The organism is Corallococcus macrosporus (assembly GCF_017302985.1).
Classification (GTDB): Bacteria; Myxococcota; Myxococcia; order Myxococcales; family Myxococcaceae; genus Corallococcus; species Corallococcus macrosporus_A.
Genome location: NZ_JAFIMU010000009.1, coordinates 253,628 through 277,701 on the forward strand (window position 1 = coordinate 253,628; position 24,074 = coordinate 277,701).

The window sequence follows — 24,074 nt, forward strand, 5'->3', positions numbered from 1 at the left end:
GGCTCGGACACTCAAGACATGTGGATGGCGGGAACGGGGCGCGTGCGAGCCCCGCGTCGACGGGAATGGCGCCATGCACGGGCGCCGGTGTGGCTCTTGCGCGTCGGGAAAAATCCATGAGCGTGCCGACTCACGAAGTCCTCATCGTCCACCCCAACGAGCTGCGCCGCAACGCGCTGAAGTCCGCGTTGGGAGCGCACCGGGTCTCGGTGGTGGGCTCACAGCTGGAAGCCACGCGGCGCATGGAGGCATCCGTGCCCACGCTGATCATCGCGCCCGCGGACAACGCGCGACGCTTCCTGCGCCACGTGGACCGCGCCGCGCCGGAGGCCGTCTGCGTGTTCGTCTGCGCGCGGTCGGATCAGCACGGCCTGGAGGAGCTGGTGGAGACGGCCGCGGAGGGGCACGTCTTCAGCACGGTGGATGACGCGCTCAGCGAAGGCGAACTGAGCACGCGGCTGCGCGACATCCTCCAGCTGCGCGCCTCCACGCGCGTGGTGCTGGACGCCGGCATGCGCGTGGACTTCCTCTTGCGCGACCGGCCCTTCAGCGCGGAGTGCCAGGACCTGGGCCACTTCGGCGCGGCGCTCCTGGTGCCCATGGACGCGTTGATGGCGGCCTTCCTTCCGGGCACGCCCCTGGACTCGCTGTCCATGGTGCGCGACGGCCGGCCGGTGCTGCACGTGGCCCGCGCCTACGTGCGCCACGCCACCCCCGTGCAGCAGGGGGCGCACGCGTTCCTGCGCGTGGGCATCTCCTGGCGGCCCGCCCCGGAGGAGACCACGGCCGCCCCGCCGCGCACGCTGAGGGACGCGGTGGCGGTGCAGGCCGCGCTGCGCAAGGCGCTGCGGCGCGAGCTGCCCGTGTGGCTGCACCCGCCGGACAGCCAGACGGCGCACTTCCGGTTGGAGTCCGCCACGGTGGAGTCGTGCGACGAGCGCGGCCTGCTGCGCGGGCGGGTGTCCCAGGCGCTGCCCGCGAGCGTGGGAGAGGTGGTCCACCTGTCCTTCGAGATGGGCGGCCAGCGCTACCGGGGCGTCACCAGCATGCTCCACGTCGGGCATGACGGCGTGGCCCTGGGGATGCCCCGCGCGCTGGCGGTGGAGAACCGGCGCGGGCAGCAGCGCTTCCGCCCCAGCGCGCACCACCGCTTCCTCGTGCGCTTCACCTCGCCGTTCAGCGGCCAGCGCATCACCCGCGCGGTGCTGGACCTGGGCGCGCGCGGGTTCGCCTTCCCCATCGACGCGTCGTGCGAGGTGCTGCCCGTGGGCTCGCACCTGGACACCACGCTGCTGCTCCCGGATGGCTCGGAGGTGGCGTGCCGCGTGGAGGTGCGCTCGGTGGACGTGGTCCCCTTCGAGTCGCGGCATGATCAGCGCCTGCGCCCCTACCGCTGCGGCGTGCGCATCCTGGACATGCCGCGCGCGGTGCGCGACGCCATCGTGGACGCGTTCGTGTCCGCGCGGGCGCCGCAGGTGCGCGACGGCGCGGTGTTCCGCTTCCCGGACCTGTGGCGGATGATGGAGGACGCCCACTACACGTTCCACCCGGACCACCCCTTCGGCGAGGAGTCCCGCGTGCTGCCCGTGCTGGAGGCCACGCACGAGCGGCTGAGCCGCGCGCGGGAGCTGGGGCGCTCGCTCGTCTTCACGGATTCACACCGGCTGCTGGGGCACGTCAACGGCCTGCGCATGTACTCCGGCACATGGCTGGTGCAGCACCTGGCCGTGATGCCCGGCTTCCGCCGCAGCGAGCAGGTCTCCAACGACCTCACGTCGCTCGCGGTGGAGGTCGGCGAGGCGATGGAGGACGTGGAGTTCATCCGCTACATGTGGCGCACCGACAACCGCTGGCCGCACCGGCTGGGCACGTGGCTGGCGCGCGTGCTGGAGGGCCAGGGGCTGTGCCACCTGCGCCAGTTCCACTACCTGCGCGCGGACCTGGCCCAGAAGTCCGCCGGGGACCTGACGGCGCTGCCCTCCGTGCGCGAGGCGGGCCCGGAGGACCGCCAGTGGCTGGAGTCGTACCTGCGCCGCCGGGGGGAGATGGTGCGCCTGCTCAGCGAGGACCTGCGCGCGGACCCTGGCGCGGAGGCCGTCCTGGGTGAGCGCTTCCGGGCGGCGGGACTGCACCGGGAGCGGCGGATGTTCGTGGTGGAAGGCGAATCGGGGCCGCTCGCGCTCGCGCTCCAGGACGAGGCCACGCCGGGCCTGAGCCTCATCGAGGTCACCAACGGCTTCAACCTCGTGGTGCCGGACCGGGAGCACCCTCGAGCGCAGGCCGCGGTGACGGCGCTGGCGCTCCGGTGCATGGCGCACGCGCGCGAGCGGGGCCGGCGCTCGGCGCTGGGGCTGGTGGACGCGCTGGACGTGCCGGTGCTGCGCGAGCTGGGCTTCGTGGACCAGGGCCGCTTCTCCGAGTGGACCTTCCACCGCTCCATGGTGCGCCGCTGGTGCGAGGCGTGGCGCTCGCTGTTCGAGCGGCAGATGCCCATGCGCAAGACGAAGCACCGGGCCGCCGTGCCGGCCGCGGCGCAGGTTCCGAACCAGGAGGCGCGGTGATGTACCTGATGGAATCCGCGGACGAGTCCCGCCGCCTGCTGGAACAGGAGCAGTCCCAGGACACGCGCGCCGTGCTCCGCCGCACGGGCCTCAAGCCGGGGGACCGGGTGCTCGACGCCGGCTGTGGCCCCGGCGGCATCGCGGAGCTGATGGCGGAGCTGGTGGGGGAGGGCGGCCACGTCACCGGCGTGGACCTGCACGAGGGCCGCGTCGCGGAGGCCCGGGCGCGCAACGCCCACCGGCCGCACCTGACGTTCCTCCGGGCGGACGTGCGCACCACGGGCCTGCCGCCGGACGCGTTCGACTACGCGTGGAGCCAGTACGTCTTCGAGTACCTGCCGGACCGGCACGTCGCGCTCGCGGAGCTCATCCGCGTGACGCGGCCCGGGGGGCGCGTGGTGGTGTCCGACATCGACGGGCTGGGCTTCCAGAACTGGCCCTTCCCGGAGCACCTGCGCGCGGGCACCCAGCGCATCGTGGAGGCCCTGGCGACGCGCGGCTTCGACCTGTACGTGGGCCGCAAGCTCTTCTCCGAGTTCCGCCGCGCGGGCCTCGCCGACGTGCGCGTGCACCTGATGCCCTTCTACCTCTCTTCCGGCGCGGCGGAGGCGCGGCTTGTGCGCGACTGGAAGACGCGCTTCGAGGCCCTGGCGCCGGTGGGCGCGGCGGCCTTCGGCAGCCAGGCGGCCTACCAGTCGCACTGCGACGACTTCCTGGCCATGCTCGAGGACCCGGAGGGATTGAAGTACGCGGTGACGCTGGTCACCGAAGGAACGAAACCGTGACCGCACGCCTGCCGGCGGTAAAGGTCCAGGACGTGTCACCGGACAACGCCCCCGAGGTGAGCGTCCGCGCCACGTCCACGCTGCTGCTCTACTTCGAGCACCGCTACGGCGCGGAGCGGCTGGCCAAGGTGTGGCGCGACCACGGCTTCACCCTGGGCCTGGAGTACATGCGCCAGCCCACCAACTACGTCTCGCTGCGCTTCCTGGAGCGCGTGGCGGCGGCGCTGCGCGAGGAGTCCGGCGACTCGCGCTTCATGCGCGAGGCGGGCCTGTTCACCGCGTCGCCGCAGGCGCTGGGCTTCGTCTTCTACATGCTGCGCGCCTTTGGCTCGCCCAAGGCCTGCTACAAACAGACCATCGACTTCTCCCCCAGCTACAACCGGGTGGGGACGTTCGCGGTGGACCTGCTGGAGCACAAGCGGCTCAAGCTGTCCTACCGCAGCAGCATCCCGGAGCAGAACCGCAACATCTGCGAGCTGCGCATGGGCCAGTTCGCGTCCTTCCCCACCATCTGGGGCCTGGCCCCCGCGGAGGTGCGCGAGACGGAGTGCCAGGTGCTGGGCGGCGAGGCGTGCCGCTACCACCTGACGTGGACCGACCCGCCCACGCTCTGGGGCCACTACCTGGGCCTGCTCCTGGGCATGGTGAGCGGCCTGTTGGCCACGCACCTGGGCTGGGGCGACGCGCTCTTCTCCGTGGCGTCGCTGAGCGTGGCCGGCTTCGCGCTGGGCGGCTGGCTGGACCGGCGGCGCGAGCTCAAGCGCAAGGACGAGCTGCTCGCGGCGCAGGCCCAGGCGAACATGGGCTCGCTGCGCGAATTGCAGCAGCGCTACGACGAGGTCTTCGGCAGCAACGTGGCCCTGGAGGACCGCGTCGCGGCGCGCACGCGCGAGCTGTCGGAGGCCAACACGAAGCTGGAGGCGGCGCTCGTCAAGCAGCGCGAGCAGGACCGGCTGAAGACGGAGTTCTTCGACAACGTGAGCCACGAGCTGCGCACGCCGCTCACGCTCATCCTGCTGTCCCTGGACGCGCTCCAGAAGGAGCCGGAGTCGCTGCCCACCGTGGTGCGGCAGCACCTGGTGACGCTGGACCGCAGCACGCAGCGGCTGTTGCGCCTCATCGACAACCTGCTCAACCTGGCCCAGCTGGAGGCGGGCAAGGTGCGCCTGCGCTACCAGCCGCTGGAGCTGCACGCGTTCCTGTCCTCGCAACTGCTGCCCTTCCGCACCGTGGCGGAGAAGCAGGGGCTGACGCTCACGCTGGAGGGCGGGCCGGTGTCCCCGGTGCACGTGGACTCGGAGCGCATCGAAGGCGTGTTCCACAACCTGGTCTCCAACGCGCTCAAGTTCACGCCGTCCGGCGGCACCATCACGGTGCGCGTGCGGGAGGACGACACGGACGTGCACGTGGAGGTGGTGGACACCGGGCAGGGCATGGCGCCCGCGGACCTGGCCGTCATCTTCGACCGCTTCGCCCAGGCGGACACGTCCGGCACGCGGCGCTTCGGGGGCAGCGGCATCGGACTCGCGCTGGTGAAGGAGACGCTGGAGCTGCACTCGGGCGGCATCGAGGTGTCGAGCACGCCGGGGCAGGGGAGCAGCTTCCGCGTGCGGCTGCCCAAGGGCACGCAGCACCTGCGCGAGGACCTGCGCGAGCGCCGCGCCACGGACCTGCCCACGCGCCGCGAGCGCCGCAGCTCCGGCCGCTTCGCCACCGTGCTGGCCGCCACCGTCGCCGGGGCGCAGCGCCCCACGGAGCCGCAGGACCACACGCGCGCGGACGCGAAGGCCCCGCGCATCCTGGTGGTGGAGGACGACGCGGAGATCCGCGCCTTCATCGCGGACATCCTCGCGCCGGGCTACCGCGTGCTGGAGGCCACCAACGGCGAAGAGGGCGTGCGCCGCGCGCTGGAGGAGCGGCCGGACCTGGTGGTGTCGGACGTGATGATGCCGGTGCTGTCCGGCCTGAACCTCCTGGCGCAGCTGCGCTCCCACGCGCAGACGGTGGACCTGCCCGTCATCCTGCTCACCGCGCGCCAGGAGGTGTCCGCCAAGGTGGAGGCCCTGGGCGCGGGCGCCAATGACTACCTGGGCAAGCCCTTCAGCCCGCGCGAGCTGCTGGCGCGCGTGGAGACGCAGTTGCGCCTGCGCGAGGCGGCCGTGCGCGCGGCGGAGAACGAGCGGCTGGCGGCCATCGGCCTGCTCACCTCCGGCTTCGCGCACGAAGTCCGCAACCCGCTCAACGGGCTGATGAACGCGCTCATCCCGCTCAAGGACGTCGTGCAGGGGAAGCAGACGGGCGGCGACCCCAACCTGGGCCCGGCGATGCTGGAGGTGATGGAGGAGTGCGGTCAGCGGATCCGCCACCTGGCGGAGTCGCTGTTGTCCTTCGTGCGCACGGCGGAGAAGCCCGTGGCGGTGCGGCTGGACGCGGCGCTCGACTCCACGCTCAGCGTGCTGGGCTGGCGCATCCCGCCGGGCGTCGTGGTGGAGCGCACGTACCAGTGCGCGGAGCCCATCTGGGGCGACCCCGGCACCCTCAACCAGGTGTGGCTCAACCTGCTGGACAACGCCGTGCGCGCGGTGGGCGACACCGGCCGCGTGCAGGTGGAGACGGCGCAGCAGGGCGACGAGGCGCTCGTCACCATCGTGGACACCGGCGTGGGCATCCGGCCGGAGGACCTGGAGCGGCTCTTCCAGCCCTTCTTCTCCACGCGCGCGGCGGGCGAGGGCACCGGCCTGGGCCTGGCGCTCAGCCGCCGCATCGTCCTGCAGCATGGCGGGCGCATCCTCATCACCAGCCAGATGGGCAAGGGCACGCGGGTGGAGGTGCGGCTGCCCTTGCGTCCGGCGCACGCGGAGCCCCTGGCCTCCACCCCCACCACGGGTGCGAGTCGCGGCCGGTGGTCGCGGCGCATCGGCTGACGCGCCCGGCCACGAAATGGGAGGGCGCGGGGGGCTGACGGGCCGCTCGCGCAGGGGACGGGAATTCCCAAGGACGCGGGGTGTCCTCTGTCCTCGCCCAAGGCGTGACTCCTGTTACAGTCGCGCGACTTTTCGTTTCCCCTCCCAGAAATCCGTTCGAGGAACTCACGGCATGCAAAGCACCGTCGCCGCGGGCGAGGCCCGCAAGGGGCATCCCCCGGGCCTGTATTTGTTGTTCGCCACCGAGATGTGGGAGCGCATGTCGTACTACGGCATGCGCGGCCTGCTGGTGCTCTTCCTCACCGACAAGGTGCGGGGCGGCTTTGGCTGGTCCACCGCGGATGCCCTGGGCCTCTACGGCACGTACACCGGCCTCGTGTACCTGACGCCGATTCTTGGCGGCTACATCGCGGACCGCTTCATCGGCCAGCGCAAGGCGGTGATGCTGGGCGGCGCGCTGATGGTGATTGGCCACCTGCTCTTGGCCCTACCCGGCATCTCCATCTTCTACGCGGGCCTGGGCTTCCTCATCATCGGCAACGGCTTCTTCAAGCCGAACATCTCCACCATGGTGGGCGGGCTGTACCCCGCGGGTGACGGCCGGCGCGACGGTGCCTTCACCATCTTCTACATGGGCATCAACCTGGGCGCGGTGCTGGGCAACTTCATCTGCGGCACGCTGGGTGAGCGCGTGGGCTGGCACTGGGGCTTCGGCTCCGCCGGCGTGGGCATGACGCTGGGCCTGATCATCTTCGTGGCGCTGGCGCACAAGTTCCTGGGCAACGTGGGCCTGGCGCCCGCGCCGCGCCCCACCGAGGCGCAGACGACGACGCCGGACGGCAAGCACCACGCCTTCTCCCGCGAGGAGTGGGACCGCATCATCGTCATCTTCATCATCGCGCTGTTCGTGGTCGCGTTCTGGACGGGCTTCGAGCAGGCCGGCGGCCTGATGAACCTCTACACGGACCAGAAGGTGGACCGCTCCATGTTCGGCTGGGAGGTCCCCACCACCTGGTTCCAGAACTTCAACTCCGTCTTCATCGTGACGCTGGCGCCGGTGTTCGCCGCGGTGTGGAGCTCGCTGGCGGCGAAGGGCAAGGACCTGAGCATCCCGGTGAAGATGTCCCTGGGGCTCATCTTCCTGTCCGTGGGCTTCGCGTTCATGCTGGGCGCCTCCAAGGAGAGCGCGGCGGACGGCAAGGCGGCGGCGTGGTGGGTCATCATGGCGTACCTCTTCCACACCATGGGCGAGCTGTGCCTGTCGCCGGTGGGCCTCTCCATGGTCAGCAAGGTGGCGCCCCAGCGCGTCACCTCCGCGATGATGGGCGTGTGGTTCCTGGCGAACGCGGTGGCCAACAAGCTGTCCGGCGTGCTGGGCGGCTACTCGGAGAAGATGGGTGAGTTCAGCGTGTTCCTCACCATCGTCATCGGCGCGGGCCTGGCGGGCGTCATCCTGCTGTTCCTCGCCCCCATGCTGAAGCGGATGATGCACGGCACGGACGAAGTGACGCCCGCGGCGACGCCCGCCCACCAGGAAGGCACCGTCCACCCGGCCACCTGAGCCGGAGGGGGCAGCCCCTTTCGAAGTCCGTACGCCGGAGCGCCCGCTGGGTGCTCCGGCGTTTTTCGTGGCGGCCATGCGGGCCCTGCACGCCCGCTTCCGCGTGAGTATCGATTCTGGAGCCCCATGCGGATCCAGATTGGAAAGAGCCACTCACCGGATTGCGCCACCGCCGCGCGGGAGGCGGGCCAGGAGGCGCTGCGGGGCGCGGTTGCCCCCACCTTCGCCCTCGTCCTGTGCACGGACCAGTACGACGCGGTGGCGCTGGCGTCCGCGGTCCGCGAGGAGCTGGGGGACATCCCCTGGGCCGGGTGCTGCGCGGCGGGCGTCTTCGCGGGAACCGAGCTGCTGCTCCAGGGGCTGGTCATCGCGCTCTTCATTGGCGACGACTTCCGCGTTGGCGTGGGGATGGGCGGGCCCGTCAGCGAGCGCCCGCGGGAGGCCGGGCGCGCGGCGGTGGCCGAGGCCGTGAGCAAGCTGCCTCCCAAGCCGTCCGGACACCGGCGTGCGCTCATCGTCCTGCCGGACGCGCTGAGCGGCAACTCGACGGAGGTCGTGCGCGGGGCCCAGCAGGAGGCGGGCGCGGGCATCCGCTGGGCGGGGGGCGGCGCGGGCAACAACCTCCGGTTCGTGAAGACGGCCCAGTTCGCGCAAGGCCACGCCTACCAGGACCGGGTGGTGGTGATTGCCTTCGACACCCGGGAGCCCCTGGGCGTGGGCATCCAGCACGGCTGGTATCCGTATGGGCCCCCCTCGCAGGTCACGAAGGCCCGGGGCGCGGTCGCCATCGAGCTCGACTACGAGAACGCCTTCGAGGTCTACCGGCGCACGGCCGCGAGCCGGGGCGACGCCCTGGACGTGCGCAGCTTCGTCCGCTTCGCGATGACCCACCCGCTGGGGATTCCCCAGGCCAATGGCGAGTTCGTGATCCGCGACCCCCTGTCCGTCGACTCCGACGGCTCGGTCCGCTTCATCGCCGAGATTCCGGACGGCTCCCTGGTCCGCGTCATGGAGGGCAAGCGCACGGATTTGCTCGGCGCCGCGGCCAGCGCCGCCACCCTGGCCCGGGAGGCCACCTCCGGCGCGCTGGGCGGCGCGATGGTGTTCGATTGTGTCTCCCGCTACCTGCTGCTGGAGGACGGCGTCCGAGACGAACTCTCCCGGTTCCAGGACGCGCTCGGCGCGGGCGTGCCGGTCGTGGGCTGTCTGACGCTGGGCGAGGTGGGGGCCATGGGGGGCGGGGTTCCCCAGTTCCACAACAAGACAGCGGTGGTGGTCGCGCTGCCGGGGTAAGGGGACGAGGTGGCGCATGGAGGACCACGGCGCGGACGCGGAGCACAAGCTCACCGAGGAGCGCCTCGCGCTGCTGAGCGTGCTCCAGGAGCTCACCGTCGCGGCGCTTGACCTCCTGGATCCGGACAAGCCCGCGGACGACTTCCTGGACCGCGTCGCGGAGCGGCTGGGCTGCGCGGTCGCGCTCTGGTTCCAGTCGGATCCGGGAGGGCAGGTGGGCCTGCTGGGCGCGAGCGGACTGTCCCCGGCCTCCCGCCAGCTCCCGATTCCACGGCTGCTGCCAAGGTACCCGCGCGAGCCCGGCCCCCTGCGCGTGGAGCTGCCCTATCCGGAGCTGGCTTCACCGGGGCTCGTGCGCTGGTCGGTGCCCATCGACGACGCCGGGCATGGCGCGGTGCCCCCCGTCAGCGTGCTGCTGCTGTACTTCGACCGCGAGCCGCGTCTGCCGCGCCAGTACCAGGGCATGGTGGAGCGGCTGGGCGGCGTGCTCCGCACCGCGCTCATCCACCGGCAGCTCTTCGCGCGGACCCTGGAGAGCGAGCGCGCGCTCCAGCACGAGCGGGACTTCAGCTCCACGGTCCTGGACACGGCCCGCGCCCTGGTCGTCGTCCTGGATCCGGAAGGCCGCATCGTCCGCTTCAACCGGGCGTGCCAGGAGGTGACGGGCTACTCCTTCGAGGAGCTGCGCGGTGACCGCTTCTGGACGCGGCTGCTGCCACCCGAGGAGGCGGGGATCGTGGAGCTGCACTTCGCCGTGCTCGCGGCGGGGCTGGGGCACGAGCAGTACGAGAACCACTGGCTGACCCGGAAGGGAGAGCGCCGCCTCATCTCCTGGTCCAGCAACGTCCTGCGGAACGTGTCGGGGACCATCGAGTACGTCATCGGCACCGGCATCGACATCACCGAGCACCGCCGGACCGAACAGGAGCGCGACCAGACCTTCCAGCGCGAGCAGCAGGCGCGCGCCCGGGCCGAGGAGCAGGAGGGGCGGTCCGCGCTCCTGGCGGAGGCCTCCGGGTTGCTCGACGGCTCGCTCGCACCCGAGGACGCGCTGCGCAGCGTGGCTGCGCTGACCGTCCGGCGGTTCGCGGACTGGTGCGCGGTGGAGGTCCTGGACGGGAGCCACTCCGCCCAGCGGCTCACCGAGGCCCGCTCCGAAGCGCTGCGCGCCAGTTCGTCCGCGCGGAGCGTCCGGGAGGGTCAGGACCTGGCCGAGTTCATCGACTTCCCGTCGCGCATCTCCGTGCCGCTGCTCGCGCGGGAGCATGCGCTCGGCACGCTCACCCTCGCGCGCCTGGAGGGCAGCGGACGGTATGTCCCGGCGGATGTCGCGCTCGCGCAGGAGCTGGCCCGCCGCGCGGCGATGGCCATGGACAACGCCCGGCTCTATCAGCAGGCCCAGCTGGCCATCGGCCTGCGGGACGAGTTCCTCTCCATCGCCTCGCACGAGCTGAAGACGCCGGTCACGTCCCTCCAGTTGTCGGTGCAGGGGCTGATGCGCCTGGCCCGGACGGGCGCGCTGCGGACCTCACCGGTGGAGACGGTGACCCACGCGCTGGAGGTCATCGAGCGGCAGGCGAAGCGGATGGCGAAGCTCGTCAACACGCTGCTGGACGTCTCGCGCATCCACGCCGGGCGGCTGGAGCTGGAGTTCGAGGAGGTGGACCTCGCCGCGCTGGTCCGGGACGTCGCGGCGCGCTTCGCCCCGGAGCTGGCCACGTCGGGGACCCGGCTCCAGGTCCACGCCGACACGGCGGTGCCGGGCATGTGGGACCGGTCGCGGTTGGATCAGATCGTCACCAACCTGCTCTCGAACGCCATCAAGTACGGGGAGGGAAGGCCCATCGCGCTCCGCGTGGAGGGGGACGCGGAGATGGCGCGGCTGGAGGTGCGGGACCAGGGCATCGGCATCCCGGCGGAGCGGCAGGTGCGCATCTTCCGGGCCTTCGAGCGCGCCGTGTCCTCGCGCCACTACGGAGGCCTGGGCCTGGGCCTCCACATCGTGAACCAGCTCGTGGAGCGGCTGGGGGGCTCGGTCCGCGTCGAAAGCGAGGCGGGGCAGGGAGCCACCTTCACGGTGGAGCTCCCCCGCTACGGTCCCCACGCGGCCCCCGCCGCGGACCCGACCCTGCACGACGGGCTCTAGGCCGGCTTCGGCTCCACCGCGGGGTTGCGGCCGTCCATGGGGGCCTGTGCGTCCGTCTGGTAGTAGTCCCGCACGACGTACTTGCGGGCCACCAGCGCCATGCCCACGCCGGCCACGGCGGCCAGGGCCGCGTAGAAGAAGAACTGCGCGGAGCCCGTGAAGACGTTGAGCGCCGCGGCGATGGCCACCGCCACGTTCGCCAGCGTGTTCGTCACCAGCCACACGCTCTGGATGGTGCCCTTCATCTCCCGGGGCGCCTGCGTGTACGCGAACTCCAGGCCCGTGGTGGACACGAGAATCTCCGCTACCGTCAGCACGATGTACGGCAACAGCTGCCACGCGATGTTCAGCGTCGTCCCGCCCTCCATCGCCACCTGGAAGAAGCCCGCGATGACGAACGACGCGGCGCCGATGATGAGCCCCATGGGCATGCGCCGCAGCGGCGTCAGCTCCCAGCCCGCGCGCTGGAAGGCCGGGTACACCACGGCCGTCAGGAAGGGGATGAGCAGCATCACCAGCATGGGGTTGATGAACTGCATCTGGCTGGGCTGGAACACGATGCCGCCCACGTTCGGGTCCATGGACCGCGCCTGCACCACCCAGGTGGACGCCTTCTGATCGAACAGCATCCAGAAGAAGGGCACGAAGGGCAGCAGCAGCGCGGACACCCGGAACACCGCCTTCACGCCCTCCACCGCCTCCGTCGGGTGCTCCGCCCTGGCCTTGTCCAGCCAGGTGCCGCCCGCCACGTCCTTGCCCCGGAACGCGCTGCCCAGCACCTTGAAGAACGAGTGCGGGTTCGGGCCCGTGGGAGGCACCAGCACGTAGTGCTTGCGGCCCGCCCAGAAGATGACCGTCGCCAGGAACATCAGGATGCCCGGCACACCGAAGGCCACCGCGGGCCCGTAGTTCTTCATCAGCAGCGGGACGAACAGCGACGCGAAGAACGAACCGAAGTTGATGGTCCAGTAGAAGATGGCGAAGACCTTCTTCACCAGGTGCTTGTTCTTCTCCGTGAACTGGTCGCCCACCATCGCGGACACGCACGGCTTGATGCCGCCGCTGCCAATCGCGATGAGCGTCAGGCCCGTGTAGAAGCCCTTCGCGCTGTCCTCGAAGAGCGCCAGGCACGCGTGCCCCGCGCAGTACACGAGGCTCAGCACGAAGATGGTGTGGAACTTCCCGAAGAAGCGGTCCGCCAGGTAGCCGCCAATGAGCGGGAAGAAGTACACCCCCGCCATGAACAGGTGCATCAGGCTCTTGGCCTGCGCCTCCCGCAGCCCTGTCTCCGGCACCTGCGTGCGCAAGAGGTAGTCGATGAAGAACACCGTGAGGATGTTCCGCATCCCGTAGAAGCTGAAGCGCTCACAGGCCTCGTTCCCGATGATGTAGGGAATCTGGGGCGGGAAGCGCTGGGTGGTGGGGGCGGTCGAGGTCTCGGCCATGCCCCCACCCTACCGCAGGAGTGCGTATGGGTCGCGCGACTCAGCCCGCGGCGTCGAACGCGCCCAGCACGGCCGCCACGTTGTGGCCGATGTCCTCCACCGCGTAGCCGCCCTCCTGGACCAGCACCGTGGGGAGCCCCAGCCCGGCCAACTGCCCTCCCAGCAGCGGGAAGTGCTCCTTGCGCAGCTTGAACGCGCTGATGGGGTCGCCTTCGTAGGTGTCCACGCCCAGCGACACCACCAGTGCGTCCGCCCCGAAGGCCAGGATGGCCTCCCGCGCCGTGGCCAGCGCGGCGGAGTACCCCGCCCAGTCCGTGCCGCGCTGCAGCGGAAGGTTCAGCGTGTAGCCCTCGCCCCGGCCCGCGCCGCGCTCGTCGGCATACCCGAGGAAGTAGGGGTACTCGGTGTCCGGCGTGCCGTGGATGGAGATGAACAGCACGTCGTCGCGCTCCCAGAAGATCTCCTGGGTGCCGTTGCCATGGTGGTAGTCCACGTCCAGCAGCGCGACCCGCGCCTTGCCCGCGTCGCGAAGGCCCTGGGCCGCCAGCGCCGCGTTGTTGAGGAAGCAGTAGCCGCCATAGGTCCCGCGCGCGGCATGGTGCCCTGGCGGCCGGCACAGCGCGTAGGCCGCCCGCGAGCCCTCGGTCACGAGCGCCGCGGCGGTCATCGCGCAGTGCGCCGAGGCCAGCGCCGCCTCCCAGGTGCCCGGCACGATGGGCGTCCCGGCGTCGAACGCGTAATAGCCCATCGCGCCGTGGATGCCGGAAGGCACGCGGTCCCGCCGCAGGCCCCGCGCCGGGAAGCCGCTCGGCAGCATGGAGCCGTCGCGCCCCTCCGCCCGCCAGCGCGGATAGGCCGTGCGCAGGAACTCGATGAAGTCCGCGTCGTGGATTTTTAGAAGGCGCTCCATCGGGAAGTCGCGCGGCGGCAGCCAGGTGTGACTGCCCGCCGCCCGCAGTGCCTGTTCGATGAAGTCCACCCGCGCGGGGCACTCGTAGCAGGGCACCAGCTGCCCGCGATGAAGCTCCACCCCGCCGTCATGTCCTGCGTGCAGGGCACTGTGCACCACGTCCATCGAGCCTTCCTCCCGTTCGCGAACTGGGGGACAGCGTAGGCAGGACACCAGGAGTTCGGGGGCCTGGAAGTCCTCCGCACGCGGGCCCCACGGAGCGCGAAGGCCAGCCGCGACGGTGCGCCCGAGCGGAGACCCAGGTGGATCCACGGGCAGGGCGCGCCCGCCGGGACCGACGTCGCCCAACTGGTCCGACAGTCGGACCAGTTCGCATCGCCCGGCGCCGGAGGGTGGGTCCCCCAGTTCGTCCCGTCCATGTCAGACCCGTCTGGTTGGATGGGCGAAGCATCGGCGAGAAGGGCGGCGGAGATGGTGAGGGTGGGGCTGGTGGCGTATGTGGAGCATCAGATTGAGCAGGACATCGCGCTGGGACGGCTGCCGAGGAACGGGCGGCTGGCCTCGGAGCGGGTGATGGCGCACTGGTATGGCGTGTGCCGGGGCACGGTGCGCGAGGCCCTGCGGCGGCTGGCGGCACGGGGCCTGGTGGTGCAGCACCCCGGGCGCCAGGCGCGAGCGGTAGCCCTGGATGAATCGCTGACGCTGGAGAACCTGGGTCTGGCGCTGCATGCCGCGCGCTCCGAGGAGGGCCGACGGCTGCTGGAGGGCTTCTTCAGCCTCAAGCGGCAGGTGCTGGTGGAGCTCCTGGCCGACTGCTGCGCGAATGCCTCCGAGTCGGAGGTGAGCCGGTTGGAGTCCGTCTGCTACGCGCTCTGGGACGCGGCGCGCTGGCACCCCGGAGAGCGCTGCGCCCAGTTGGAGTTCGAGTTGCTGCGGCTGGCGGCCCAGGTGGCTGCGCGTCCCGGGCACCTGCTCCTCATCCAATCGCTGCAACGGGCCTTCAGGGGCATTGGGGCCCGGCTGCTGCCCTTCATGGGCGGCGAAGCCCTGGCCCAGTGGGCCCGGGGCGCGATGCATGCCCTGGACGAGCGCGACATGCAGGCGCTCCAGCACCAGCTGCCGACGCTGATGAAGGCGTGCGATGACGGCGTGCTCAACCGGTTTGCGCCAGTCCCCCACCAGGCGGGGCCTCTTGAGGCACCCCCCCTTGTCGAGGAGCGTGACCTCGGAACCCTCGCACCCGCCGCCGAGCCCACCGAAGCTCAGCTGCTTTCATCCGTTCCGGAGAGTCATCCCCGCGAACCCGGTGATGACTGCGTGCGGGCGGCGGGCCTCAACACGCCCGAATCCCAGGACCCGCCTCCAGCCACGACCGGGCTGGAGGGTTACTCGCTTCTGGCGCCTTCCTTGCCTTCGACCCGGGAGCCACCTGATTCGTGAGGCTCAGGCCGCGTCCACGCGCTTGCCGATGCGGGCCCGGCGCGCCTTGCCCAGCACGTGCTTGAGGTAGCGGCCGGTGTGGCTGGCCTCCACCTTCGCCACGTCCTCCGGCGTGCCGGTGGCCAGGATGTTGCCGCCCCCCGAGCCACCTTCCGGCCCCAGGTCGATGAGCCAGTCCGCGCTCTTGATGACGTCCAGGTTGTGCTCGATGACGAGCACGCTGTTGCCCGCCTCCACCAGCCGGTTGAGCACGGACAACAGCTTGCGGATGTCCTCGAAGTGCAGGCCCGTGGTGGGCTCGTCCAGGATGTAGAGCGTGCGGCCGGTGGCCACGCGCGCCAGCTCGCGCGCCAGCTTGATGCGCTGTGCTTCACCGCCGGACAGGGTGGGGGAGGGCTGGCCCAGCCGCAGGTAGCCCAGGCCCACGTCGGTGAGCGTCGTCAGCACGCGCATGATGTCCTTGTGCGCGCCGAAGTGGTCCACCGCCTCGCGCACGCTCAGGTCCAGCGTCTCCGCGATGTTCTTGCCCTTGTAGCGCACGCGCAGTGTCGCTTCGTTGAAGCGCTTGCCGTTGCACACCTCGCAGGGGACGTAGACGTCCGCCAGGAAGTGCATCTCCACCAGCTTCACGCCGTCGCCCTCGCACGCCTCGCAGCGGCCGCCCTTGATGTTGAAGCTGAAGCGCCCCGGGCCGTAGCCGAACGTGCGCGCCTCCGGCGTCATCGCGAAGACTTCACGGATGGCGTCGAACACCTTGGTGTACGTGGCCGGGTTGCTGCGCGGCGTGCGGCCAATGGGCCGCTGGTCGATGTCGATGACCTTGTCCAGGTGCTCCAGGCCCTTGATGGACTTGTGCTTGCCCATGGGCTCGCGGCTCTCGTAGAGCGCTCGCGCCAGGGCCGGGTACAGAATCTCGTTGATGAGCGTGGACTTGCCCGCGCCGGACACGCCCGTGACGGCCGTGAAGATGCCCAGCGGGATGTCCGCGTCCACGTTCTTCAGGTTGTTCTCCGTCGCGCCCAGGATGGAGATCTGGTGCTTGGGATTCACCGGGCGGCGCGTCTCCGGAATCTCGATCTCCTGGCGTCCGGACAGGTACGCGCCGGTGAGGCTCTTCTCATCCGCCATCACCTGCTTGGGCGTGCCCTGGGACACCACCTGCCCGCCCAGCTCGCCCGCGCCGGGGCCGAAGTCCACCAGGTAGTCCGCCTCCTCCATCGTCTCCTCGTCGTGCTCCACGACGATAACGGAGTTGCCCAGGTCGCGCAGGCGCTTGAGCGTGGTCAGCAGCTTGCCGTTGTCGCGCTGGTGCAGGCCGATGGAGGGCTCATCCAGGATGTAGATGACGCCCGTCAGCTCGCTGCCCATCTGCGACGCCAGCCGGATGCGCTGGCTCTCACCGCCGGACAGCGTGGACGCGGTGCGGTCCAGGGTGAGGTAGCCCAGGCCCACGTCCACCAGGAAGGACAGGCGGCTGCGGATCTCCTTGAGCAGCTCCTGGGCGATCTTCTCCTCCTGCGCGCTCAGCCCCAGCTGCGTCAGGAAGGTGCGCGCCTCCGTGATGGTCATGCGGCTGAGGTCCACCAGCGTGCGCTGGTGCACCTTCACCGCGCGGCTCTCCGGGCGCAGGCGCTCGCCCTTGCAGGACGGGCAGGGCTTGTCGCTGAAGTACTTCTGGAGCTCCGCCTTGCGCGCCTCCGACGTGGTCGTCTTGAAGTTGCGCATGGTGCGGGCGAGCAGGCCCTCCCACTCCATGTTGTACTGGCCGTTGTCGCCCCACTGGACGGTGAAGGACTTGCCCTTCACGCCGTTCATCAGGACGTCCTTCTCCCGCTTGGACAGCTTCGCGTACGGGACGTCCAGGTCGATCTTGAACGCGCCCGCCAGGCTCTCCACGAAGTCCGCCGTCCAGCCCTCGCCGCGGTTCATGCCGCTGGCCCACGGCTCAATCGCGCCGTCGCGGATGCTGCGGCTCTGGTCCGGCACCAGCAGGTCCGCGTCCATCTCCGGCCGGGTACCCAGGCCGTTGCAGTCCGTGCACATGCCCAGCGGGTTGTTGAAGGAGAACGACGCGGGCGTGAGGTCGCCGAAGGACAGGCCGCACGCGGGGCATGCGTTCAGCTCGCTCATCACGCGGTCGGACGCGAGCGTGCCCTTCTCATCCGTGATGATGAGCGTGCCCTTGCCCTCGCGCAGCGCGGTCTCCACGGAGTCCGTCAGGCGCGTGCGCAGGTCCGGCTTCAACACCAGACGGTCGATGACGAGCGCGATGTCGTGCTTGGACTTCTTGTCCAGCTCGATGCGCTCCTCCAATTCGCGCACCTTGCCGTCCACGCGCGCGCGGGAGAAGCCTCGCTTCTGCGCCTCCGCCAGCAGGTCCTTGTGCTCACCCTTGCGGTTCGTGACGATGGGCGCCAGCACCTGGAGCTTGGTGCCCGCGGGCAGCTTCATGATCTCATCGACAATCTGCTGCGCGCTCTGCTTGCCCACCTTGCGGCCGCAGTTGGGGCAGTGCTGCACGCCGATGGAGGCGTAGAGCACGCGCAGGTAGTCGTGCACCTCCGTGACGGTGCCCACCGTGGAGCGGGGGTTGTTGCTGGCCGCCTTCTGCTCGATGGAGATGGTGGGCGACAGGCCGCGCAGCGTGTCGTAGCGGGGCTTCTCCATCTGCCCCAGGAACTGGCGCGCGTAGGAGGACAGGCTCTCCACGTAGCGGCGCTGGCCCTCGGCGTAGAGCGTGTCGAACGCGAGCGAGCTCTTGCCGGAGCCCGACACGCCGGTGAACACCACGAGCTTCTTCTTCGGGATGTCCAGGGAGACGGTCTTGAGGTTGTGCTCCCTGGCACCACGGATGGAAATGACGTCGGGCTCGGACATGGGGGCGCGCTTTATCACTGAAAGGGTGTTCCGGTGCACGCAAAGGCGCACGCCCGGAGCGGTTCTGGAGGAACACCCGGCACGCCCGCCCGCATCCCCCGGCCGGACGGGCACGCGGCCGTCCTGCGCGCTCCACTCATACCCCCTGGAAGTCGCACGGCCCCCGAGGGTGAGAGGTCGGTGTGGCATCCACCGTTTTAGAAGCTTTTGCAGTCGCTTCCACGAAACGTGGAATCTCCTGATTTACCAGTTAAAGCCCGTGCCCCAGCGTGGGCGCCCGTTTGCCGTGTTGGCGGCGTGACGGCGCCTTGTTGGGACGTCCAGGCACCAGGGTTGCACCATTCCACGCCGACCGGATCCACGTGCAGGGCTGTGTGGGGGGACACCGGTGCCGTGTGTAGGAAGGACGGGACTCTGTATGCGTGGACTCCGATGGCTGGTGTTGGCGGTGGTGGTGGCGGCGGGGACGGCGTGTGAGCGGCCCACTTCACAGCAGGCACGCACGGGCTTCGCCGCGCGGCCGGAGCTCCTGGAGTTCGGCCCTGCCGCCGTGGGCCGCACCAAGGCGATGAAGCTGCGCCTGGCGAACCAGGGGCGCGCGTCGTACCGCGTGGAGGGGGCGCGCTCGTCGCTGCCCAACGTGAGCATCCCCGCCTTCGAGCCCTTCACGCTGACGGCCGGCGCCGAGCACGAGATTGAAGTGCGCTTCACGCCCGACGTGGAGGGCGCGGTGCAGGGGCAGCTGGAGGTCATCACGGATGCCTCCGGCGGCGCGGCGGCGCAGGTGCCCGTCAGCGGGCGCGGCGTGAAGGCGCTGGTGGAGGTGCCGGAGACGGCGCTCGACTTCGGCAACGTGAACCTGGGGCTGGTGGAGATGCGCGAGGTGACGGTGCGCAACCCCTCCGACGTGGAGAGCCCGCTGGTGCTGTCGGTGGAGGGGGCGGACGCGGATCAGTTCTCCGCGGGGGCGGGGCTGCCGTCCTCGCTGGCGCCGCATGAGACGCGCAAGGTGCCGGTGGCCTTCAGCCCGGTGCGGCTGGGCAACGCGGACGCGGCGCTGCACGTGGCCGTCTGTGACGGCTGCGAGCCCGCGGTGGTGACGCTGACGGGGATGGGCGTGGCCAGCGCGCTGGAGGTGACGCCGCTGCGCGTGGACTTCGGCCGCGTCGCGGTGGGCGCCACCGCCGAGGAGCGCATCACCGTGCGCAACCAGGGCAACGAACCGCTCAGCTACAAGGGCGCGTCGCTCTTGGAGGACCCCTCCGGCGTGTTCAAGGTGGTGAGCGCGCCCGCGCTGCCCAATGACATGCTGCCGCCGGGCGCGGTGGTGGAGCTGCGCGTGGCCTTCACACCGGTGGCGTCCGGGCGGGTGCGCGACGGCCGCGTGGAGGTGTCCGTGCGCAAGCCGAAGACGACGTCGCCCGGCCCCAAGGTGACGCTGTCGGGCGAGGGCGGCGCGTCCTGCGTGGAGGTGCGGCCCGAGCACCTGGCCTTCGGGCCGGTGGCCTTCGGGATGACGGCCACGCGCGACGTCACCCTCTACAACCACTGCCGCGAGGAGACGTCCGTCACGGGCCTGCACCTCACCACGCAGGCGGGCGGCTACTTCACGCTCGCGCAGCCACCGTCGAGCCAGCCGGTGGCGCCCGGGGGCACGCTGAAGGTGGGCGTCACCTTCAGTCCCCGGGCGGGCGTGGGCAGCGTGAGCAGTGGGCAGCTGGCCGTCACCTCCACCCAGCGCACCTCCAGCGCCACGGACGCCGTGAAGCTGTCGGGCGAGGGCCGCGCCTTCGCGCCTTGCGAGTACTCGCTGCCCTCGGTGCTGGACTTCGGCCAGGTGCCGGTGGGCTCGGAGGTGGCGCTGGGCGTCACGCTGCGCAACACCGGCAACGAGGCGTGCTTCCTGTCGGCGCTCCAGCTGGCGTCGGGGTCGGATCCGGCCTTCCGCGCGGCGACGCTGGCCAACAGCGTGCTGGAGCCCGGCAAGAAGGTGACGCTCGTCGTGCGCTTCCAGCCGTCCTCGGAAGGGGAGTTCCAGGGGCTCGCGGAGGGCTGGGTGAGCCACCCCACGCGCGGCCACCCGCTGGTGAACCTGGTGGGGCGGGGCGTGCAGGGGTGCTTCTCCGTGCAGCCCACCACGGTGGACTTCGGCGTCAACCGGCTGGCGTGCGGTCCGCGCACCCGCGAGTTCATGGCCTACAACGACTGTCCGGGGGACGTGAAGGTGGCGGGCATGACGCTCCAGCAGCCGGGCCAGGAGTTCGCGGTATCCGGCGCGCTGCCGGCCACGATTCCGGCGGGCGGGCGCGTGAAGCTCACCGCGAAGTACTCGCCGGTGGAGGAGGGCGAGGACGCGGCGACGGTGCGCTTCACGCTGAAGGATGGCGGCGTCTACAACGCGGGGCTCGTGGGGCGGGGGCTGGACAAGACGGACCAGACGGACCGCTTCGTCCAGGAGGCGGAGGCGCGCGTGGACGTGCTCTTCGTCATCGACAACTCGGGCTCCATGATGGAGGAGCAGCAGAGCCTGGGGGAGAACTTCGCGGCGTTCCTCTCCGCCGCCACGGCCGCGCAGGTGGACTACCGCATCGGCGTCACCACCACCGGCCTGGACCCGTCTCCCGGCGGCTGGTCCGAGTGCCCCGGCGGCGCGCTGGGCGGTGAGAACGGGCGCCTGTTCCCCGTGGACGGCTCCAGCCCGCGCATCATCACGCCGGAGACGCCCAACGCGGCCGGCGTCTTCGCCATCAACACGCACGTGGGCGTGTGCCACTGGAACGAGCAGGGCCTGGACGCCGCGTACCGCGCGCTGTCGGATCCGCTGCTCTACAACCTGGACGACCCTCGCACGCCGGACGCCAACGACGGCAACGGCGGCTTCCTGCGCGAGGACGCGAAGCTGGCCATCATCGTGCTGTCGGACGAGGAGGACTTCAGCGCGCAGCCGGTGCCCTGGTACGAAACCTACCTGCTGGCCCTGAAGGGGAACGACCCCACGAAGGTGAGCTTCAACGCGGTGGTGGGCCCGGAGGACCTGTCCACCTGCACCACGTCCAGCAGCTCCGGCAGCCGCTACATGGAGCTGGCCCACAAGCTCAACGGCGTGGTGGACAGCATCTGCACGCCCAACTGGGCCGCGTCGCTGGAGAAGCTGTCGGAGAGCGCCTTCGGCCCCAATCGCGCCTTCCCCCTGTCGGAGCTGCCCGTGGACCCGGGCGCCATCACCGTCCGGGTGGACGGGGTGCCCGTGACGGACGGCTGGGACTATGACGCGCGGGCCAACGCCGTCGTCTTCGAGCGCGCCCGCGCCCCGGCTCCCGGCGCCGTCGTGGAAGTCACCTATCCGCTGGGCTGCCCGTAGCCAGGGGGGCCATTCGTCCGTCACCGGAAAGTGCCGGGGGCGGATGACTCGACAGCGCGCGGCGGGAGGCTTTGAGTGAGGGCCATGCCGCAGGACTCCCTCCTCGTCGCCGCGCTGGGTGACATCCATGGACGCTTCCACCGGGTGGAGGCGTGGCTGGACGCGCTGGAAGCGGCGCGCGGCCGGCGCGTGGACCTGGTGCTGGCGGTGGGGGACGTGGAGGCCTTCCGCCGCGCGGACGACCACCGGCGCAAGGCCGCCAAGCGCGCCATGCCCGCGGAGTTCGCCGAGTACGCGGACGGCGTGCGCCGCGTGAAGCGGCCGCTGTATTTCATTGGCGGCAACAACGAGGACTTCGAGGCGCTGCACGACTTGCCCCAGGGCGGGGAGCTGGCGCCGGACGTCCACTACCTGGGCCGCGCGGGCCTGCGCACCCTGGGCCCCCTGCGCGTGGCGTACCTGTCCGGCATCCACGCTCCGCGCTTCATCGACCAGCCGCTGAAGCGGCCCACGTCGCTGGATACCGCGAAGCAGGCGGGCTACTTCCGCACACCGGAGGTGGAGCAGGTGGCCTCGGCGCGCGACGTGGACCTGCTGCTGGTGCACGAGTGGCCCCGGGGCATCGTGCAGAAGGCCCGCGACGAGCGCCTGGCCCCCGCGCGCCCCCTGCCGTCACCGTGGATTGGCAACCCGGTGACGCGCAAGCTGGTGGACACGGTGCACCCGAAGTGGGTGCTCTGCGGCCACTCGCACAAGCCCTTCGCGGTGGCGCTGGAGACGCACGGGCGCACGACGTCGCGCGTGGCGTGCCTGGACCAGGCGGCCCGGCCGGACACCGCCGTCTTCTGGCTGGAGTTCGAGGGCCGCGAGGCCCAGCGCGCTGGCTGGGGCGTGTCCGGCGTCGCCACCTGGCAGGCCGGGCAGCGCTGGGGGATGCACACGCTGCCGCCCACGGAGCCGGACGGGCCGGGCAGCGTCCCCGCGGACAACGGCGCTACAGCTTGATGATGTCCACGCCCTTGCGCGGCAGCTCCACGCGGAACTCCGTGTAGGGCCCGGTGCCGGACAGCACCTCCACGCCGCCCTGATGCGCGTGGATGATCTGCTGGACGATGTAGAGCCCCAGCCCCAGGCCCTCGCCCCGGCCCCGGCGCTGGTTGCCGCCCCGGAACGGGTCGAAGAGGAAGGGCAGCTGGTGGGGCGGGATGACGCCCACGTTGGTGATGGTGAAGCGCAGGGCGTCGTCGCGCGTGCCGTCCACGCGGATGCGCACGGGCTCCGCGGCGTCGCCGTGCTGGAGCGCGTTGCCGATGAGGTTGGAGGCCACCTGCGCCAGCCGGTCCGCGTCCCAGTCCCCCACGAGGTCGCCGTCCTGCTGGACCTCGATGCGGTGGCGGGGCCACGCCGTCTGGTGCTCCTGCACCATGCGCTGCACCAGTTGCCCGAAGTCCGTCTCCCCCCGGCGCAGCGGGATGCCGCCCGCCAGCCGCGCGCGCGCCAGGTCCAGCACGTCTTCAATCATCCGGCCCATGCGCTTGCCCGCGGTCATCATCCGCGTGGCCGTCTTCTTCACGGCCTCGTCGTCCGAGCGGCGCTGGAGCAGGTCCGCCGCGGTGAGGATGGCGGAGAGGGGGTTGCGCAGGTCGTGGCCCAGCACGGCGGTGAACATCTCGTTGAGGCGCAGCGTCTCCGCGAGCGTGTCCAACTGCTGCGCCAGTTGCTGCTTCTGGCGGTGCACCTGGAAGAAGACCTCCGCCTTGCTGCGCAGCGCGCGCGCCTCCAGCGGCTTGTAGAGGAAGTCCACCGCGCCCGCCTCGTAGCCCTTGAAGCTGCGGCCGGGGTCGCCCGTGCCCGCGGTGACGAAGATGATGGGCACGTCGCGCGTGCGCTCGGAGCCGCGCATCAGCTCCGCCAGCTCGAAGCCGTCCATCTCCGGCATCTGCACGTCCACGAGCGCGAGCGCGAACTCGTGTTGCAACAGCAGCTCCAGTGCCTCCGCGCCGGAGCGGGCGCAGTGCACCTCCACGTCGTCACGCCGCAGCACGGCGGAGAGCGCCAGGAGGTTCTCCTCCAGGTCATCGACGAGCAGGCACTTCACCCGGGAGGCCACGGCCAGGGGCTCCTTGCTGAGGACGGACAACTCAGATAGCACCGCCATCTCCCCATGCCCGGAAGACGGCGGGCATCTGTTCAAGAGGAAGCACGAAATCCACCGGCCCGGCCGCGAGCGCCGCCGCGGGCATGGTGGCCACACGCGCGGTGTCAGGCTTTTGCACCAGCGTGACGCCGCCCGCGCGGTGCACGGCCTGGAGGCCCAGGGCTCCGTCCGTGTTGGCGCCCGTCAGCAGGACGCCGCCCAGGCGCGCGCCGTAGACGTCCGCCGCGGACTCGAAGAGCACGTCGATGGCGGGGCGGGAGAAGTGCACCGGGGCGTCCTGGGACAGCGCGAGCGTGGGGCCGTGCGCGTCCCGGTCCACGAGCAGGTGGTAGTCCGGCGGCGCGAAGTAGACGGTCCCCGGCTCGATGGGCTGCTTGTCGCCGGCCTCGTGCACCGGCAGCGCGCAGTGGGGGGTGAACACGTTCACCAGCAGGCTGGGGTGGCCGCGGGGGATGTGGATGACGATGAGCAGCGCGGGCCGGAAGTCGCGGGGCAGCGTGGGCAGCAGCCGTGACAGCGCCTCCACCCCGCCGGCGGACGCACCCAGCACGATGGCGTCGACGCGCGTCGCGGGCGGCGGGGCGGAAGGATGGCGCGGACGGGACATGGGGCC

At 71.1% G+C, this 24,074-nt stretch carries 14 protein-coding genes; 9 read left to right on the forward strand and 5 right to left on the reverse strand.

What is annotated here, in order from left to right:
- Positions 1-116 precede the first annotated feature (116 nt).
- From JYK02_RS29100 to JYK02_RS29125, 6 genes are all read left to right on the forward strand, one after another.
- Entirely contained in the window at positions 117-2,561 is a 2,445-nt protein-coding gene (locus JYK02_RS29100; RefSeq protein WP_207055920.1) for a PilZ domain-containing protein, read from the forward strand.
- Positions 2,561-3,346, forward strand: a complete 786-nt coding sequence (locus JYK02_RS29105; RefSeq protein WP_207055922.1) for a methyltransferase domain-containing protein — start codon at positions 2,561-2,563, stop codon at positions 3,344-3,346. The genes JYK02_RS29100 and JYK02_RS29105 overlap by 1 nt, the downstream gene beginning before the upstream one ends.
- Complete coding sequence (locus JYK02_RS29110) at positions 3,343-6,270, forward strand: ATP-binding protein (protein ID WP_207055923.1); 2,928 nt, start codon at positions 3,343-3,345, stop codon at positions 6,268-6,270. The genes JYK02_RS29105 and JYK02_RS29110 overlap by 4 nt, the downstream gene beginning before the upstream one ends.
- A gap of 172 nt (positions 6,271-6,442) precedes the next feature.
- Positions 6,443-7,831: a peptide MFS transporter gene (locus JYK02_RS29115; RefSeq protein WP_207055924.1), complete on the forward strand. Its 1,389-nt coding sequence runs from the start codon at positions 6,443-6,445 to the stop codon at positions 7,829-7,831.
- A 126-nt stretch (positions 7,832-7,957) separates the two neighbouring features.
- Entirely contained in the window at positions 7,958-9,124 is a 1,167-nt protein-coding gene (locus JYK02_RS29120; protein WP_207055925.1) for an FIST signal transduction protein, read from the forward strand.
- 16 nt (positions 9,125-9,140) lie between these two features.
- Entirely contained in the window at positions 9,141-11,270 is a 2,130-nt protein-coding gene (locus tag JYK02_RS29125; RefSeq protein ID WP_207055926.1) for a sensor histidine kinase, read from the forward strand.
- Here the strand turns inward: JYK02_RS29125 and JYK02_RS29130 are convergent.
- On the reverse strand, positions 11,267-12,715 hold the full coding sequence (locus JYK02_RS29130) for a POT family MFS transporter (protein WP_207055927.1): 1,449 nt from the start codon (positions 12,713-12,715) through the stop codon (positions 11,267-11,269). The two genes, JYK02_RS29125 and JYK02_RS29130, sit on opposite strands and share 4 nt — an antisense overlap.
- Before the next feature lie 40 nt (positions 12,716-12,755).
- Positions 12,756-13,790 (reverse strand): histone deacetylase family protein, encoded by a 1,035-nt coding sequence (locus JYK02_RS29135; protein WP_207055928.1) that lies wholly within the window; start codon positions 13,788-13,790, stop codon positions 12,756-12,758.
- Between the two features lie 273 nt (positions 13,791-14,063).
- Between JYK02_RS29135 and JYK02_RS29140 the strand changes: the two genes are divergently transcribed.
- On the forward strand, positions 14,064-15,065 hold the full coding sequence (locus tag JYK02_RS29140) for a FadR/GntR family transcriptional regulator (protein WP_242589319.1): 1,002 nt from the start codon (positions 14,064-14,066) through the stop codon (positions 15,063-15,065).
- 3 nt (positions 15,066-15,068) lie between these two features.
- Here JYK02_RS29140 and uvrA read toward each other — a convergent pair whose 3' ends face one another.
- The gene (gene uvrA, locus JYK02_RS29145; protein WP_207055929.1) at positions 15,069-17,942 is read right to left on the reverse strand and encodes an excinuclease ABC subunit UvrA; all 2,874 of its coding nucleotides are present in this window, start codon (positions 17,940-17,942) and stop codon (positions 15,069-15,071) included.
- Positions 17,943-18,360: 418 nt separating this feature from the next.
- On the opposite strand from uvrA, the gene JYK02_RS29150 reads away from it, so the two are divergent.
- Entirely contained in the window at positions 18,361-21,303 is a 2,943-nt protein-coding gene (locus tag JYK02_RS29150) for a choice-of-anchor D domain-containing protein (protein ID WP_207055930.1), read from the forward strand.
- Positions 21,304-21,387: 84 nt separating this feature from the next.
- Positions 21,388-22,308, forward strand: coding sequence for a metallophosphoesterase family protein (locus tag JYK02_RS29155; protein ID WP_207055931.1), 921 nt, complete (start codon positions 21,388-21,390; stop codon positions 22,306-22,308).
- Here the strand turns inward: JYK02_RS29155 and JYK02_RS40540 are convergent.
- Both JYK02_RS40540 and JYK02_RS29165 read right to left on the reverse strand, forming a co-directional pair.
- Entirely contained in the window at positions 22,298-23,413 is a 1,116-nt protein-coding gene (locus JYK02_RS40540; protein ID WP_207055932.1) for a response regulator, read from the reverse strand. The two genes, JYK02_RS29155 and JYK02_RS40540, sit on opposite strands and share 11 nt — an antisense overlap.
- Before the next feature lie 31 nt (positions 23,414-23,444).
- Complete coding sequence (locus JYK02_RS29165) at positions 23,445-24,068, reverse strand: chemotaxis protein CheB (RefSeq protein ID WP_207055934.1); 624 nt, start codon at positions 24,066-24,068, stop codon at positions 23,445-23,447.
- Positions 24,069-24,074: the final 6 nt, after the last annotated feature.

Excerpts from the sequence above, each read along its gene's own strand:
- JYK02_RS29100 (WP_207055920.1), top strand. The coding sequence starts at position 117 with ATGAGCGTGCCGACTCACGAAGTCCTCATCGTCCACCCCAACGAGCTG.
- JYK02_RS29105 (WP_207055922.1), top strand. The coding sequence starts at position 2,561 with ATGTACCTGATGGAATCCGCGGACGAGTCCCGCCGCCTGCTGGAACAG.
- JYK02_RS29115 (WP_207055924.1), top strand. The coding sequence starts at position 6,443 with ATGCAAAGCACCGTCGCCGCGGGCGAGGCCCGCAAGGGGCATCCCCCG.
- JYK02_RS29120 (WP_207055925.1), top strand. The coding sequence starts at position 7,958 with ATGCGGATCCAGATTGGAAAGAGCCACTCACCGGATTGCGCCACCGCC.
- JYK02_RS29125 (WP_207055926.1), top strand. The coding sequence starts at position 9,141 with ATGGAGGACCACGGCGCGGACGCGGAGCACAAGCTCACCGAGGAGCGC.
- JYK02_RS29130 (WP_207055927.1), bottom strand. The coding sequence starts at position 12,715 with ATGGCCGAGACCTCGACCGCCCCCACCACCCAGCGCTTCCCGCCCCAG.
- JYK02_RS29135 (WP_207055928.1), bottom strand. The coding sequence starts at position 13,790 with ATGGACGTGGTGCACAGTGCCCTGCACGCAGGACATGACGGCGGGGTG.
- JYK02_RS29140 (WP_242589319.1), top strand. The coding sequence starts at position 14,064 with ATGGGCGAAGCATCGGCGAGAAGGGCGGCGGAGATGGTGAGGGTGGGG.
- uvrA (WP_207055929.1), bottom strand. The coding sequence starts at position 17,942 with ATGTCCGAGCCCGACGTCATTTCCATCCGTGGTGCCAGGGAGCACAAC.
- JYK02_RS29150 (WP_207055930.1), top strand. The coding sequence starts at position 18,361 with ATGCGTGGACTCCGATGGCTGGTGTTGGCGGTGGTGGTGGCGGCGGGG.
- JYK02_RS29155 (WP_207055931.1), top strand. The coding sequence starts at position 21,388 with ATGCCGCAGGACTCCCTCCTCGTCGCCGCGCTGGGTGACATCCATGGA.
- JYK02_RS29165 (WP_207055934.1), bottom strand. The coding sequence starts at position 24,068 with ATGTCCCGTCCGCGCCATCCTTCCGCCCCGCCGCCCGCGACGCGCGTC.